General features: G+C 72.5%; 7 protein-coding genes. 2 read left to right on the top strand and 5 right to left on the bottom strand.

The genetic code is table 11. The annotated features are described in order from the left end of the window. Positions 1-3: 3 nt before the first annotated feature. The 5 genes from G6O69_RS23065 to recN form a co-directional block, all read right to left on the bottom strand. Positions 4-6,921 (bottom strand): type I polyketide synthase, encoded by a 6,918-nt coding sequence (locus G6O69_RS23065; RefSeq protein ID WP_217909892.1) that lies wholly within the window; start codon positions 6,919-6,921, stop codon positions 4-6. After that, positions 6,918-8,573: a PfaD family polyunsaturated fatty acid/polyketide biosynthesis protein gene (locus G6O69_RS23060; protein WP_172305672.1), complete on the bottom strand. Its 1,656-nt coding sequence runs from the start codon at positions 8,571-8,573 to the stop codon at positions 6,918-6,920. The genes G6O69_RS23065 and G6O69_RS23060 overlap by 4 nt, the downstream gene beginning before the upstream one ends. A gap of 384 nt (positions 8,574-8,957) precedes the next feature. Further along, entirely contained in the window at positions 8,958-10,769 is a 1,812-nt protein-coding gene (locus tag G6O69_RS23055) for an ATP-binding protein (protein ID WP_172305671.1), read from the bottom strand. Continuing rightward, positions 10,766-11,878 (bottom strand): ion transporter, encoded by a 1,113-nt coding sequence (locus G6O69_RS23050; protein ID WP_172305670.1) that lies wholly within the window; start codon positions 11,876-11,878, stop codon positions 10,766-10,768. The genes G6O69_RS23055 and G6O69_RS23050 overlap by 4 nt, the downstream gene beginning before the upstream one ends. A 79-nt stretch (positions 11,879-11,957) precedes the next feature. Further along, positions 11,958-14,000: a DNA repair protein RecN gene (gene recN / locus G6O69_RS23045; RefSeq protein WP_172305669.1), complete on the bottom strand. Its 2,043-nt coding sequence runs from the start codon at positions 13,998-14,000 to the stop codon at positions 11,958-11,960. A gap of 265 nt (positions 14,001-14,265) precedes the next feature. On the opposite strand from recN, the gene G6O69_RS23040 reads away from it, so the two are divergent. Both G6O69_RS23040 and G6O69_RS23035 read left to right on the top strand, forming a co-directional pair. Further along, positions 14,266-14,955 carry a hypothetical protein gene (locus tag G6O69_RS23040; RefSeq protein ID WP_172305668.1) on the top strand — a complete coding sequence of 230 codons (690 nt, stop codon included), beginning with the start codon at positions 14,266-14,268 and terminating at the stop codon, positions 14,953-14,955. Positions 14,956-14,958: 3 nt separating this feature from the next. Continuing rightward, the gene (locus tag G6O69_RS23035; RefSeq protein WP_172305667.1) at positions 14,959-16,563 is read left to right on the top strand and encodes a protein kinase; all 1,605 of its coding nucleotides are present in this window, start codon (positions 14,959-14,961) and stop codon (positions 16,561-16,563) included. Position 16,564 lies beyond the last annotated feature (1 nt).

The following is a 16,564-nucleotide window of genomic DNA, read 5'->3' as shown; positions in this document are numbered from 1 at the left end:
CGGCTACTCCACGCGGTTGCGGGTGAAGGCCTGGGCCAGGCGCGGATCCAAGGTGAACTCCGCCCCGGTCAGCCGAGCCAGGGGCGCGCCGCTTTGGTCGTACCAGTCGAGCTGCGCGATCACCCGGGCCCCCGACTGCTCGGCGATGCGCACCCCGAGCTTGGCGCCCTCGGCCGGGAAGGGTCGGAACTGGCGATAGGCCCCGAGCTTGCTCGGCAGCGAGGGGCTGCCGGCCTGGGTCGCGCTCCACACGATCACCGCCTGGAGCCCGCAGTCGATGGCCAGCGGCTCGGTGATCCAGCGCCCGCGCACCGGCGCGCGCATCCACTCCTTGGGCCGCGGCGCCCCCCTCAAGGTCGCGTCGATGCCCGGCGCCGCGAGGCCGTCGATGCTCGTGATGCCCTGGAGGGCCTGGCCGTGGAAGAGGCGCGTGGCGTAGACGTGATCCACGGGCTCGGCGTAGGCCGGCAGCTCGCCGGGCGTGGGCCCGCCGGCCTCGATCGCCGACAAGCTGGCCGATGTCGATGACGCCGATGCCGACGCCGTCGCTGCCGCGTCCGAGGGCTCGAGCACCACCGTGGTCCGGGCGTGGATCACCGGCCGCGCGTCGTCGCCTGAGCACAGGGTCATCGGCACCCGAAACTGCGTCCCGAGCTTCTCGACTGGCGCGGCCTCGATGCGCAGCGCGACCTTGTCGGCCCGGCCGAGCTTGACCCCGCGGTAGACCTCGAGATCCTCGAGGCCCGCGAAGCTCAGCCCGGGGTGCCTGGCCGTGGCCGCGTGGGCGAACCACTCGAGCATCATCGCCGCGGGGAGCACCGCCTTGCCGCCGATGGCGTGGCTGGCCAAGAAGGGGTGATCTTCGATGCCCACGGTCCGCCGAAACACGGTCTCGCCGGTCCCGGGCAGCGCCCCGGCAGCTCGTTCGACCTGCTCGGCCTGATCCGCCTGTTCGGGCTCGAGCATGATCGCCCCCGGCAGCGCCGAGCCCTCGCCGAGGACCACGACCTCCACGGGCCCCGGCTGGGCCAGGAGATCGAGCATCGTCTGGGCCCCCGCGCGCATGCCGATGGTCCGCACCCCCTCGGCCGCGAACATCTCGACCAGCGCAGGCGTGACCATCCCGCCGGCCCACGGCCCCCAGCCGAGGGCGCGCACGCGGGCTTGAGGGTGGGCGCTGGCAAAGGCCTGGGCCAGCTTGTCGAGCACCTCGTTGGCCATGGCGTAGTCGGCCTGACCCACGCGGCCAAAGCGAGCGGTGGAGCTGCTGAACATCACCACCCCGCGCAGGGCCTCGCCCTCGAGGGCCGCGAGCAAATGCTCGGCCCCGAGGACCTTGGTGTCGTAGACCCGATCGAGGTCGGCCTCGCTCTTGTCGACGATCGCCTTGTCCGCGAGCACGCCCGCGCCGTGGACGAGCAGGCGGATCTCACCGTGCTCGGCCGTCACCGCGGCGACGAGCTCGCGCACCGCTGCCGCGTCGCGGACGTCACAGGCGCGGTAGTCGACCTGGGCGCCAGCCGCTCGGATCGCCGCCAGCGTCTCGCGGATCTCCGCCGCCGCCTTCGCGGCGTGGACCGCCTCGCGCAGCGCCGAAGGTGCGCGCGGCGGGTTGGGGCCGGCGAGGATCGCCGCCTGGATCGCCGCAACATCGGTCTTGCCGCGCAGGTGCTCCGGGCAGGGTCCCGGCGGCTGCGAGCGTCCGACCAGCACCAGGGTGCAGCCGGCTTGCTCGGCCAGCGCGCGGGCGACCCAGGCCGTGACGCCCCGGGCCCCGCCGGTCACGAGCGCGACCTCTCCGGCGCCGAGCGGCGGCGCAGGTGCGGGCGTCGGCGCGGGCAGGCGCGCGAGGCCGACGGTGTGCGCGGATCCTTCGCGGATCCCGATCTCGACGCAGGGCGAGCCGAGCTCGGCCAGCGCGATGTTCAGCGCCCCCAGCTCGGCGAGGTCGACGAGGTGCACGCAGCAGTCCGCCCACTCGCGCGCCGCCGTCTTGGCCAGGCCAGCCAGCGCGCCGTGCAGCGGCCGCGCCGTGCCCTCCAGACCAAAGCCGCCGCCCATGCGGGTCACGAACACGAGCAGCGCCGCCGCGTCGCCCTGCCCCGGGCCGTCGCCGCGCAGGGAGCCCCGCGCGTCGCGGACCCGCGCGAAGCAGCGCTTGATCCACCCGTGGTCGGCGTCCTCGGGCGCGACGATCACCAGGCCCGCCGCGCCGGCGGGCAGCGGCGCGTCGATGCCCAGCGCCTGGGCCTCTCGGCCGATGCTGCGCAGCGCCTCGATGACCGCGGCGACGGCCGCGGCCTCCTCGCCCAGCACCCACGAGGTGCCCGCCCGCAGCGATCGCCGCGGGCCCGCGGGCAAGGGCGCGCCGGGCAGCACGGCGTAGCGATCGAGGACATCGCAGCCTTCGAGCCGCGCCCCTTGGCTCGCCTGCGCAGGCTCGCTCATCGGGTGTGTCGCGCCCTCGGGCGTCGCCGCCAAAGACCCGCCGAGGGCCGTCACGACGTCGGCCAGGGTCTGCAAGCTGCCCAGCTGATCCGCCCCGATCGCCGGCAGCTCGGGGCGCCGCTCTTGCAGCGCGGACAGGATCTCGACTCGCTTGATCGAGTCGATCCCCAGGTCCGCGTCCAGCCCCATGGAGGACTCCAGCATCTGCGCCGGGTAGCCGGTCTTCTCCGCCACCACGCTCAGCAAGAGCGCGAGCAGGTCTTCCCCTGCGCTCGCAGGCGACTCGCTCGCAGCCGCGCCCGCCGTGGGCCCAGCCGTCGAGCCGCCGAGCTGCGCGATGACGTCGGCCAGGGTCTGCAAGCTGCCAAGCTGCTCCGCGCCGATCACCGGCAAGTCCGGGCGCCGCTCCTGCAGCGCGGACAAAATCTCGACTCGCTTGATCGAGTCGATCCCCAAGTCCGCGTCCAACCCCATGGAAGGCTCCAGCATCTGCGCCGGGTAGCCGGTCTTCTCCGCGACCACGGCCAGCACGGCCTCGGTGATGTCGCTCGCAACCGGCTGCTGACTGGGCGCAGGCGCAGCACCGGCAGCGCCACCGAGGTGGGCGATGACGTCCGCCAGGGTCTGCAAGCTGCCCAGCTGATCCGCGCCGATCACCGGCAGCTCGGGCCGCCGCTCCTGCAGCGCAGACAGGATCTCGACCCGCTTGATCGAGTCGATCCCCAGGTCCGCGTCCAGTCCCATCGCGGGCTCCAGCATCTGCACCGGGTAGCCGGTCTTCTCCGCCACCACGGCCAGCACGGCCGCGGCGATGTCGCTCGCAACCGGCTGCTGGCTGGGCGCCGGCGCAACGTCGACGCCTCCACCGAGCTGCGCGATGACGTCCGCCAGGGTCTGCAAGCTACCCAGCTGATCCGCGCCGATCACCGGCAGCTCGGGCCGCCGCTCCTGCAGCGCAGACAAGATCTCGACCCGCTTGATCGAGTCGATCCCCAGGTCCGCGTCCAGTCCCATCGCGGGCTCCAGCATCTGCACCGGGTAGCCGGTCTTTTCGGCCACCACAGCCAACACGTCGGCGGCGATGTCGGTGGTTGGCTTGGCCGCTGGCGCTAGTTGCTGCACCGGCACTGGCACCGGTGCAGGCTCGAAGGGCTGTGCCATGGGCATCGCAGGCGCCACCGGCTGCGCCGGTGGCATGGGCGAGGGCATCGTCGGGGCCGCCATCGTCACGGCCGGCTGCACGCTCACCTGCGCCGGCACGCTCACCTGCGCCGGCACGCTCCCTTGCATCAGCGCGCCCAGAGCCTCCATCGCGCGGGTCTGCCCCTCCAGGAACTGCTGGTGCAGCCGCGCCGTCTGGGCCTGGAGCGCGAGGAGAGCGGCCAAGGGATCATCGGAGGACAAAGACAAGGCAGGTTGCTCGGGGGCTTGGCCAGCGGCGCTGGGCGTCGGCGTGAAGGCGCCGGCCGAGGACGACGCGAACGCACCTGATGAAGAGGACGAGAAGGATGAGGACGCGCCAGCCAGAGGCGACGCGAAGCCACCAGCTGTGGGCGTGGGCACAGCCGCGCTCGGTCCTCGCGAGGGCTCCTGGATCGAGGCCGGCTGCGCGGGCTGAACCCGCGGGCGCTCGACCGGCTTGGGCTTGAGGTTGGCCCCGCAGATCGGCATGCGCAGCGTGGGCTTGGCGTCGCTCGCCTCGGCCGGGAGCTCGGGATCCCAGGCCGCCAGCGTCACCTGCTGCCCCCACGCAGCCAAAGCCGCCAGCGCGCGCGCGAGGGCGACGAGCCCCGAGCGCGCCCCCCCAGCATCGACGGCGCAGGTCAGCGCTCGCTCCCCGGCGATCGCCTCGACGAGGGCGCTCAACCGGCGCCCGGGCCCGATCTCCACGAAGGTGTCGACGCCCGCGTCGAGCATCGCCTCCACGCAGGCCACGAATTCGACGGGCGCCGCGATCTGAGCAGCCAGGCTCGCCCGGGTCTCGGCGGGGTCGCTCCCGTAGGGTCGCGCCGACGCGTTGGCGTAGACCTCGAAGGCCGGCGCGGCGAAGTCCACGGTCGCCAGAGCCGCGGCGAAGGGCGCCTCGGCGTCGGCGACCAGAGGGCTGTGAAAGGCCGCGGCCACGGCCAGCCGACGCACGCGGATCCCCGCGCCCTCGAGCCGAGCCGCGGCCGCCTCGATATCGGCCGTGGGACCCGAGCAGACCATCTGCCGCGGGCCGTTGCGGTTGGCGATGGTCAGCCCGGACAGGCCGGCCGCGCGCAGCTGGGCCGCGACCTCCTCGAAGGTCGCGAACACGGCCAGCATCGCGCCGCGATCGCCCTCGCCCGCGGCCATGAGCTCGCCGCGCTCGCGCGAGACTCGGCCGAGGGCGTCGAGGGGCAGCGCCCCGGCGGCACACAGCGCGCTCAGCTCCCCGTAGCTGTGGCCCAAGGCGGCGTCGAGGCGCACGCCAAAGTCGTCGCGCAAGACCGCGAGCGCGCCCATGCTGACCGCGCCCAGGGCCGGCTGCGCGACCTCGGTGGCCGTGAGCGCCTCGGCCTGCGTGACCGCCTCGGCTTCGCTGCGCGCCTGCGGCGGGTAGAGGGCCGCGCCCACCTCGGGCAGCTCGGCCAGGACCCGCTCCACCCCCTGGCGCATGGCTGGGAAAAAGCAGCTGAGATCACCGAGCATGCCCACGGCCTGGGCGCCCTGGCCGGGGAACAAGGCGGCGAGCCGGCCCTTCGCGGGGCCCTCGCCAAAGCCAGCTCCCTGCGGGGTCACGAAGCGCGAGCGGGGATCCTCGGCCACGGCCCGGGCGACTTGCTCGAGCAGGCTCGGCAGATCGTCGTCGCGGGAGATCGGGATCACCACGCGGCAGGCCGCCGTCGCTTCGAACTCGGCGCGGCTGCGGTGGGCGAAGCGACGCAGCGCCGCCCATTCATTTGCGGTCGCGGTCGTGCTCGCGGTCTGGGTCTTGGTCGCAAAGGGCAGCGCGCGCAAGCTCGCGGCCAGCTCCCCCCGCGTCGCGGCCGTGAGCGCGAGCAGCTGCACGTCGCCCACCCAAGCCGGCGACGCGGCGCCGCGCGGGCTCTCCTCGAGCACGCAGTGGAAGTTGCTGCCGCCGAAGCCGAACGCGCTGACGGCCGCCCGGCGCAGGACCCCGGGCGACGCCAGCCACGGACGCTTGTGCGTGCCCAGGTAGAAGGCCGGCGCCTCCGCCAGGGCCGCGTTGGAGCGATCGACCTTGAGCGTGGGCGGGAGCACCCGGTGGTGGAGCGCGAGCGCGGCCTTGATCAATCCAGCGACCCCGGCCGCGGCCTTGGTGTGGCCGATCATCGACTTGACCGAGCCGAGGGCACACCACGGCGCGCCCTCGAGCTCGCCGTAGACCGCGGCCAGCCCGCGCAGCTCCGTGGCGTCGCCGACCTTGGTCCCCGTGCCGTGGCCCTCGAGCAGACCGATGTCCCGCGGGCGCACGCCGGCCTCGGCGTAGGCCCGACGCACCGCCCGCGCCTGACCGCCGGCGTCGGGGGCGTAGATCGCCTGGCCCTTGCCGTCGCTCGAGCTGCCCATGCCGCGGATCACCGCGTAGATGCGATCCCCGTCGCGCTCGGCGTCGGCGAGGCGCTTGAGCACGACCACCCCCACGCCCTCGCCGAGCATGGTCCCGTCGGCGTCGTCGGAGAAGGGCCGCGCGTCCCCGCTGGGCGAGAGCGCCGGGGTCTTGGAGAAGCAGGCGTACATGAACACGTCGTTGAACGCGTCCACGCCCCCCGAGAGCATCAGGTCGGCGCGCCCGGTCTGGAGCTCGAGCATCGCCAGGTGCAGGGCCGAGAGCGACGAGGCGCAGGCGGCATCGACCACGCAGTTGGTCCCGTGCAGATCCAGGCGGTTGGCGATCCGCCCGGCGGTGACGTTGCCCAACAGCCCGGGGAAGGAGTTCTCCTGCCAGGGCACGTAGCCGTCGGCGATGCGCTGGATGACGTCCTCGGCCACGGCCGCGTCGACCCCCGCCTCGCGCAGGGCCGCGCGCCACTGCGGGTGCGCCAGGCGAGCGCCCAGGGGGATCACCAGCTCGAGGGCGCCCGTCACTCCCAGGACCACGCCCGCGCGCTCGCGGTCGAAGTCGCGGCCCCCGGGGCCCAGGCCAGCGTCCTCGAGGGCGCGCGCGGCCACGTGCAGCGCGAGCAGCTGAGTGGTGTCCGTGGCCTCGAGGTCGCGCGGGGCAACGCCAAAGCGCAGCGGCTCGAACTCGACGGGGGCCAGGAAGCCGCCGCGCCGGGCGTAGACCATGTCGGGCGCCTTGGGGTCGGGATCGTAGTGATCCTCGGCCCGCCAGTGCGTGGCCGGGACCTCGGTGATCGCGTCGACGCCCTCGCGCAGGTTGGCCCAGTAGCGCGTCGGCGAGTCGGCCCCGGGGAACAGACAGTCGAGGCCGACGATGGCGATGGGGACGGCGCGCGCGCGGACAGTGGGGTCGGTCTCGGTCACAGGCAGAGCTCCTCGAGCTGGGCGACGGGCCGGGGGCGGAGGTCGAGGGCCTCGGCGCCGACGTGCACGCCTTGCGCACACAGGGCCGACAGCCGGGTGAGCACGGCGGCGCCGTGCAGCAGGCTCAGCGAGATCGGCACGACGCGGCGGGCCGCGGGCCGCTCGAATTCACTGCCCGCGGTCCAGGCGTTGAAGCCCCCGATCGCCGGGCCACACCACACCTGGTAATCGGCCTCGCGCTCGACCACGCCGCGGTTGGCCCAGCGCGAGGCCAGGCCCAGGTAGGCGCGAAAGCACAGCGCCATCTGGTGCTTGGGGTCGCGCTGCGCCCGGGCGAGCTGCTCGGGGTCGCGGGCCCGCCAAAAGTTCGCGGTGTCCTCCCAGACCTGGGCCAGCGGCTTGCGAAACACGACCTTCTCGAGGGTCTCGCGCTCGCCCGCGGGCAGGGCCTCGAGGCTCGGGTAGGCGCGGTAGAGCGCCCACAGCTTGCGCGCGCGCATGGGGAACATCGTGCCCCGGCGCAGCACCTGGAGCTCGACGCCCATCTCGAACATGTCGGCGGCGGGGGCCATGGTCACGTCGGCCTCGCCGGCCTCGGCCAGGCGCGCGCGCACGGTGTCGCTGGTCCCCGACTCGACGCAGGCCTGGTTGATGGTCCCCGTGACCAGGTAGGCCGCGCCCATGGCGAAGGCGGCCGCGGCCGCCCAGGGCGTGCCGATGCCCCCCGCGGCGCCCACCCGGATCTTCGCTGCCGCCTCGCAGCGCGCCGCCGCGGCGTCGCGCAGGGCGATCATCGAGGGCACCAAGGTCAGCGCCGGGCGCTTGTCGGTGTGCCCGCCCGAGTCGGCCTCGGCGGTGAGGTCGGTGGCCACGGGCAGCGCCGCCGCGAGATCGGCCTGGGCAGGGCTCAGGGCGCCGGCCTCGACCAGCGCGCGCAGCCACTTCTCGGCGGGCGCGGCCAGGAACTTGCTGGCGACCTCGGCCCGCGAGACCTTGGCGATCACCCGGTTGGGCGCGTGCGGGCGGCCCTGCGCGTCGCGGCCGATGCCGGCGTAGCGGTAGCGCAGCAGCGGCAGCGTGAGATCGAGGTAGGCCGAGGCGGACACGGTCCGCACGCCGTGGCGCAGGTAGAGATCGACCACCGCCTGCTCGAGGCGCGGCTCGTAGGGGCTGTGGATCAGGTTGCTGCCCCAGGGGCGATCGAGCAGCCGCGTCGACAGGCCGGCGATCGCGTCCTCGACCTCGCCCAGGCCCAGGCCCGCGGCCCCGAAGATCGCCAGCATGCCGGCGCGCGCAAAGGCCTCGACCATGGCCACCGAGGTGATGCCCCCGGCCATGGCCCCGCCGACGAGGTTGAAGCGCGCGCCGTGCTCACGGGCGAAGCGCGGATCCCCGAGGTGCTCGAGGGGGGTCGCGGGCACCAACCCACGCAGGCCCAACTCACCCGGCTCACCCGACTCACCCGACTCACCCGCGCCCAAGCTCGCCTCGCCCTCGGCCGTGACAAAGAGCGCGCCGTCACGCTCGACCACGAAGAGCGGCAGGTGCACGCGGCCGAGCAAGCCCGCGATCGCGCGGGGATCAGCGACGAGGGCGCTGGGGTCACCGCGCCAAGAACCGAGGGGACCGCGTGAGTGGGCTGTCACCGACATCGAGGCGCTTCGGTCCTACGGCATTGGCGAGCGCGAAACAACGCGAGGCGCCCGCTTTTCCACCGGTCCAAAACCTCCCTGAGCACGACCCTGCGCACGCTCTCGGCGAGGCTCACCGTCGCCGAGCTCGCCGAGATCAGCGATTCACGCGGCCCTCGACCGCGGCCACGGGCGAGGCCGCCACGGGCACCAGCGGCCATCGCCAGCGCACTTCACACCACGCGCCACGAAGCGCCCTGGGCTGCGATCCATGTCACCACGCCGCGCGAGAGATCCTGCGTTTTTGCGGTCGCGCCCCGGGACTTGTCTCGCCAGGCGGATCTACCCGCCAGCTCGGCCCTCGCTGGCATCTTCTGCCGGCCTCTTCTGCCCGGGTCTCGGGTCTCAGGCTTCGAGCGCCCGGGCGGCCTGCATCAGCGCCGTGTCGAGCTCGAGCTCGCGATCGGCGTGGAGCAGCAAGCACTTGGCCAGGCAGTAGGCGGCCAGCGCCGGCTCGCGCCGATGTAGCTGCGCGAGCGCGTAGAAGTGCGGGTGCTCGCAGTTGATCGCCGCCTCGGTCTCGCCGCGGAAGATCGTCGGTCCGAGCACCCGCGCGGGCGGGGCCATCAGCGGCGCGATCTCGTGGGCGACCACGAAGAGCGGCTGGCGATCCCCCGCGGCCCCGTGCAGCCGCGCGCCGACCAGCTTGCGGTAGCTGCTGCGTTGCTCGCGGCCACGCAGGGCGTCGAAGGCCCTGGACAGCACGCTCGAGCCTCCGCCCAGGCCCGCGCGCACCACCTCCTGGGTGAGCGCGACGAGGGGGTGCTCCTGCGCGAGCGGCTCGACCCGGACCAGGACCGCTGCCGGCCGCGCGAGCAGCTGCGCCGCGCGGTGGCGAGACGCCTCCTTTTTACCGCGGACGGCGGCCTGGAGCCGCGCCAGGCCGCCGGCCAGGCCGTCGACGATCACCCGCGCCACCGGATCGAAGGTCATCGCGGTCGAGAGCTTGGCCAGCGCCTCGCGCCCCGGCACGAGGATCACCGGCGTGCCCTGGGCCGCGAGCGCCTCGCTCAGCGGCGAGCTCTGATCGTCGACGAACACCCGCTCGTCGTCCTCGGCCCGCGCGCACAGCTCGGCCAGGCTCAGCGCGCGCCCGTCGAGGCTCACCAAGATCGGCTGCTCGCGCATGGCCGCGACCGCCTCGCGGCCCTCGCTGGCCAGGAAGCCCATGAGCTCGAAGTAGCGCTGGCGCTCGGCCAGGGCCCAGCGCCGCCCGCCCGAGCCCGCGTGCACGAGCGCGACGATCGCCTCGCCCAAGGCGGCGCGCAGCGGACCCTCGGCCGCCGCCCTGACCCGGTCCATGACCCGATCGTAGTTGTGGTCGCGCATCACCGTCTCGCGCGAGAGGGTGTGCTCGAGGTAGCGAGACTTGACCCGAAAGGCCACGTGGCGCAGCGCCGCCGGGACCAGATCGGTGTCGCCGCTGACCACGGCCAGGGCCAAGCCGCGGTTGTAAAACCCCCACATCGGCGCGCGCGAGTAGGCCAAGACGATCTCCGCGCCCTCGTCCACGTCCTGGCTCAGGCACTCGCCCTCGACGGTGAAGGGCTTGTTGACCTGGACCAGCGCGCCGTCGACGGAGGCCCGGTCCTCGAAGGTGATCTCGACCTCGCTGTGCCGACACCAGTGATCGATGGTCTCGAGGCTGGCGGTGACCAGCTCGGAGTAGCGGGCGCGGTCGCCCTCGAGGAACAAGGTGATCTGCGTGCCCTCGACCGGGCCGTCGATCCGCGACTTGAAGAAGCTGCGGTCGTGGTCGAAGAGCACCTCCCAATATTCGCCGTCGCGCCCGGTCTGGACCAGCACCGCCCGCGGCCCCAGGGCAAACACCGAGACGAAGCCGATGCCGAACTTGCCGATCTTGGTGAGGTCGTCCTCCTTGCTCGACGAGAACAGCGTGGTCAGCTGCTCGTCGATGATCGCCTCGTTCATGCCCTCGCCGCCGTCGTCGACGTGGATCTCGATCACCCCCGCGGCGCCCTCTTCCTCGCTGGGGACGAAGTCGAGCCAGATGTCGACGGCCGCGCTGCCGGCGTCGATGCTGTTCTGGACGAGCTCCCGATAGAAGTCGAGGGCCGACGAGAACTGGGTGACGAGGTTGTCGACGGCCGAGGACACGAAGTCGCCGGCGCTGACCTGCCTGGGAGCTTCGCTCATGATCGCGTCTCCTGTGGTGCCTGCGCCTCGCCTGGCGGGGCCTCGGCCTGCTCGGCATTCGCTCGCTCGGCGTCGACCGCCTCGGGCTCGTCCGCTGCGTCCGCTGCGTCCGCTGCGTGTCGGGGCCCGGCTGGATCCCGCGCATCGACAGACTGCACCTGCTCCTCGGCCTCCCCCGCCTGCTCGTCGACATCGACGTGCCCCGTCACCGCGCTCGCGGCCTCGACCGTCGAGGCCCGGCCGTCGACGCTCGCCGCCGCCCCGTGCACCACCAGGCGCGCGGGCACCGGGCCGGCGCAGGTGTTGGGCGCCGCGGCCGGGAGCGCGACCACCGGCTCGTGGCCGCCGCGCTCGCCCTCGCGGCGGATGTACTCCGAGAGCGCGACCTCGGCGGTCACGATGCCCGTGGGCACGGCGATGATCCCATAGCCGAGCAGCATCAGGACCGAGGCGATGAACTGGCCGCCGATGGTCACCGGCGAGATGTCGCCGTAGCCGACGGTGGTCAAGGTGACGATCGCCCAGTAGATCGCCCGGGGGATCGAGGTGAAGCCCTCGTTGACCTCGTGCTCGAGGAAGTAGAGCAGCGCGCCCTGGATCACCACGATGATCATCACCGTGCCCAGGAAGACCGAGATCTTGTAGCGCGAGGCGAGCAGGCCGCGATAGAGCCCCGCCCCCTCCTCGGTCATCGTCCCGACCTGGAACACGCGGAACACCCGGAGCAGGCGGAGCGCCCGCAGGATCTGGAGCGCCGGCGTGGCCGCGAAGAAGAGCGCCAGGTAGGTCGGCAGGACCGAGACCAGATCCACGATGCCCATGAAGGACAGGGCGTAGTCCTTGGCCCGGCGCACGCAGATCAGCCGCAGGGCGTACTCGACCGTGAAGATCACGGTCATCACCCATTCGATGATCTTCAGCACCCGGCCGTAGCGCGCGACCATGGCCTCGACGGTCTCGAGGCTGATCGCGACGACGCTGAGGAGGATCGCCACCAGCAAGACGGTGTCGAACCACCACCCGGCCCGGGTCTCCGTCCCGAACACGACCTCGTAGACCTTGGCCCGCCACCCGCCAGCCGGGGGACTCTCGGGGTCGAAGACGCTCACCGCGCGCAGTGTAGACGCATTCGCCCTCACCTGACGAGGGCGCGGGCGCGCGACACGACCCGCTGGCGACTCGAGACACTCAGCTCGCGGCTCGAGCTCCGCTCGCCCGGCGCTTCTTCTTGCTCGTCGTGGCCCCGCCCCCGGCCTTGTCCTCGCGAGACTTCTTCTTGCTCGACCCCGTCTTGCTCGACCCGGACTTGCTCGACCCGGACTTGCTCGACGCCTTCTTGCCCGACCCAGACTTGCCCGACCCAGACTTGCCCGACCCAGACTTGCCCGACCCAGACTTGCCCGACCCGGACTTGCCCGACCCGGATTTGGGCGCCTCGCCCTTCGCCGCCGACTTGCCAGCGGCCTTCCCCCCCGACTTGCCGGCCCTGCGGGTCGGCGCGCGCCGAGCCGCCTCGAGCAGCGCCTTGGCGTGCTCCCGGGCGCTCTGCGTGACCCGCTTGCCGCCGAGCATGCGCGCGAGCTCCTCGACGCGCTCCTCTTCTCCCAGGCGAACCACTCGCGTCACCGTCCGCCCGTCGACGACCTGCTTTTGCACGCGAAAGTGCGCGTCCGCGAAGGCGGCGATCTGCGGCAGGTGGGTGATGCAAAGCACCTGGTGCCCCGAGGCCGCCCAGCGCAGGCGCTGACCGATGGCCTCGGCCACCGCCCCGCCGACGCCCGCGTCGACCTCGTCGAAGACGTAGGTCGCGACGCGCTGGTCTCCGGCCAGGACGCTCTTCACGGCCAGCAGCACCCGCGACAGCTCACCGCCGGACGCGACCTTGGCCAGGGAGGCGAGCGGCTCGCCGGGGTTGGCCGAGAAGCGCAGCTCGGCCCGATCTCGACCTCGCGGCCCGAGCTCGACGCCCTCGTCTGCACGCTCGCCACCGTCTTCACCGTCGCCGGGCTTGCCCGGCTCCCCGCCCAGGGGCGAGAGCTCGACGGCCAGGCGCGCCGCGGGGATGTGCAGGGCGGCGAGCTCGGCCTCGATCGCCCGGGCCAGGCCCTCGCCCGCGGCCGCGCGGCGCTCGTGGAGGGTGTCGGCCAGGGCCTCGCACTCGCGCCGACGCCCGCGCTCGTCGAGCTCGAGGGCCGCGAGGCGATCCTCGGCGCCTTCGAGGCCGTCGAGCTCCTCGCGCATGGCCGCGAGGCGCTCGATCAGCTCGTCGACGTCGCAGCCGTGCTTGCGACGCAGGCGCCCGAGCTCGTGGGCGCGCTCCTCGACCTGCTCGAGCTCCCCAGGGCCGAACTCGATGTCGTCGGCCAGGCGACCCGCCGCCGCCGCCGCCTCGTCACAGGCGATCTGCGCGGCCTCGAGCTGCTCGGCGAGCTCGCGCAGCGAGTCCAGACCTTCGGGCAGGCGCCGGGCCCGGTCGGCGAGCACCGCCAGCTGCGAGCTGATCGCGTCGTCGCGTTCGTAGAGCCGCTCGCGGGCGTCGGCGGCGAAGTGGATCAGCTTGTGGGCCGCGCGGAGCAGACCCAGGCGGCGCTCGAGGGCATCGTGCTCGCCGGGCTCCGGCGCCACACGCTCGAGCTCCTCGATCTGAAAGCGCAGATAGTCGGCCCGCTGCAGGCGCTCGGCCTCGCGGTCGCGGATGTCGGCGATGTGCTCGCACAGCTCGCGCCAGCTGCGGTAGCGCGCGGCGTACTGCTCGACGAGCTCGCCGAGCTCCGCGTAGTCGTCGAGCAGCTCGAGGTGATGACCAACGTGGGTCAGCGAGTGGTGCTCGTGCTGACTACAGATCTCGATCAGCTCACCGCCGAGCTCGGCGAGCACAGCCAGCGTGGTCAGGTTGGACTGGGCCGCGGCGCGCCCCCGCCCCGAACGCTTCACGCGGCGCTCGAGGACCAGCGCGCCCTCGTCGAGCTCCAGGCCGTGCTCCTCCAACAAGGGCGCGAGGCGCTCGCCGACCCGATCCCGAACCGCGAACTGGGCCTCGACCCGCGCCGCTTCCTCACCCTCGCGCACGAGTTCGGCTCGACCTCGGACTCCGCGCAAGAGCGAGAGCGCGTCGACGATGATCGACTTGCCGGCACCTGTCTCACCTGTAAGGACGTTCATCCCTCCCTCGAACTCGAGGGCGACGTCGTCGAGGAGCGCGAGGCCGCGGATCCGCAGATAGTCGAGCACGGTCGCTGCCTAACACGATCAGCGCCCTGAAACAGGTCAGCGCGGACCCCGACCTCCAGCCTGGATAAGGGCGCTCTCGCCCCGCTCGAACATCCAGTGTGACTGAATTTTTTCGATGAGGTTGTTGCCATTCCATGCCACCACGGCTAGAAGGTCTCTCAGGGTTTTTTCCCTAATCGCTCTTACAACGCTCTTTGCGACCATGGGCTACGAAAACAGCGCGTTTGGCACATACAGCTCGCGCCTTGGCGGGTCCCGGGAGCGTGTGCTCGAGCGAGCGGAGATCGCACCCCTCCTCCAGCCCGGGGTCGATCCCGCTCGGCTGCACGCCTTCTCGCTCCAGTGGTCGGCGCTCTCGCTCAAGCTGCTCGAGGAGTCGGAGCGCTTCTTGCTCGAGGGCAGCTACCGCTGCCAGGCGGTCAGGGAGTACCAGCTCGGCCGCGACATGCTGACCTTGGCGCGCGGCTCGATCCCTCGTTACCGCCGCCTCGCCGACCACGCGCGCGACCTCGTCGAGCAGTGGAACGAGCGGCGCAGCGTCCAGATTGGACACACCCAGCTGCTCACGCAGCAGACCCCGCCCTCGCTGCTGCGCCTGCTCCAGCGCCGCCGGAGCCTGCTCGAGAGCGACGCGCCGTGGACCTTCCTGGCCGCGATCCACGAGGTCGACGCGCTGCTGACCCTGCTCGGGCCGCTCTTGCTCCAGCGCGCCGAGGAGGCCCAGCTCCAACCCGGCGTTCGGCTCTACACCGACGTCGTCGCGATGAGCGAAGCGCGGACGGCCGAGATCCTCGACAGCTTTTTGCGTGCCTCACCCCACCGAGTCGACACATTGCTCGCCGCCGGTGAGGACGTGCTGAACAACTACGCCGACTTCCTGGCCGAATGCGCCATCGCGGCCCTCAACCTGGCGACCGCGCGGTCCCACCACGGCTCCTCGGCGGGGTACAAATGAGCCATGCTGGAGGGCAAACACGAGGCTCAGACCCTCGAGGCGCTGATCCACTCGGTCATCCCCCCGCACGCGCGCAGGCTCGAGCCCCAAGGTGAGCTCGCCCGCGGCGGCATGGCGACCATCGAGGTCGCCGTCGACCGGGCGCTCCAACGCCGCGTAGCGATCAAGCTGCTCCACCCCGACCAGCGCGAGTCGATGCTGGCCGTGCGCTCCTTCCTGCGCGAGGCCCAGATCACCGGGCAGCTCGACCACCCCAACATCGTCCCCGTGCACGAGCTCAGCGTCGACGAGCGCGGGCGCCTGTACTTCACCATGAAGCTCGTCGAGGGCCGCACCCTCCACGACCTCCTCGATGCCCGCCGCGCGACCCATGAGCGCAGCGACCTCAGCGGGCGCAAGATCGCCAGCGCCCTCGATCACGAGGACCTGCTCCAGCTCCTCGACGCCTTCAACAAGGTCCTCGACGCGACCGCCTTCGCCCACAGCCGCGGCGTCGTCCACCTCGATCTCAAGCCCGACAACGTGCTCGTCGGCGACTACGGTCAGGTCTATCTGATGGACTGGGGCATCGCCAAGGTCATGTCCAAGCCCGCGGGCGGCGATCCCCTCGGACCCAGCCGCTGGGTCGAAGATCCCCTGCCCCTGCCCCTGCGCGAGGACGTGATCATGGGGACGCCGGCCTACATGAGCCCCGAGCAAGCGCGCGGCGATCACCGGGCCATCGACACCCGCACCGACGTCTTCGCCCTCGGCGCGATGCTCTTCGAGATCCTCACCGGTCACCCGCCCTACTACGGGCGCAACGCCATCGAGGTCCTGCTTCAGGCCGAGGAGGCCGAGGCCGCCCTGCCCGCCGACGTGCCCATCGCCCGCGAGCTGCGGCGGATCGTCGCCCGGGCCATGACCAAGGACGTCGGCGCGCGCTACGAGAGCGTCGAGGCCCTCCAGCTCGACCTGCGCCGCTTCATGCGTGGCGGCGGCAACTTCCCCCGCCAGCGCTTCGCGGCCGGGGAGTGGATCATCCGCGAGGACGAGGTCGGCGACGCCGCCTACATCCTGGTCGCCGGGCAGTGCGAGGTCTTCAAGCTGATCGACGGGCGCTGGGAGTCGCTGCGCACCCTCGGCCCCGGCGACGTGTTCGGCGAGACGGCGATCCTCGCCTCGACCCCGCGCACCGCGAGCGTGGTCGCGCTGACCGAGGTCCACACCATGGTCGTCACCCGCGAGGTCCTCGAGCGCGAGGTCGAGGGCATGAAGCCGTGGATGGGCGCGTTCATCCGCGCCCTCGCCCGGCGCTTCTCCGAGGCCGAGGAGAAGCGCCAGCTCGCCGCGGCCGCCCTCGCCGACAGGCCGCCCGCGCCCGAGATCGCCAACTTCGCGATGATGGTCCTCGACAGCTGGGGCAGGTGGGACCGCGATCTCGGCGCGACCATGAGCCTTCGCCGGCTGTGCGGGGCCATCAAGACCAACTTTGCGATGACCCAAGACGCCGTGCTCGCGGCCCTCGACGACTACCCGCAATTCACCATCGACCGCGAGCGCGACGTGATCGGCCTACGCGACAAGCGAGCGCTGCGCGAGGCCCTGACCGGCCAGCTGCGCTGGTAGC

The organism is Pseudenhygromyxa sp. WMMC2535, from assembly GCF_011083025.2.
Note: the sequence above shows the minus strand (reverse complement) of the source record. Positions and strands in the feature narration are given on the sequence as shown.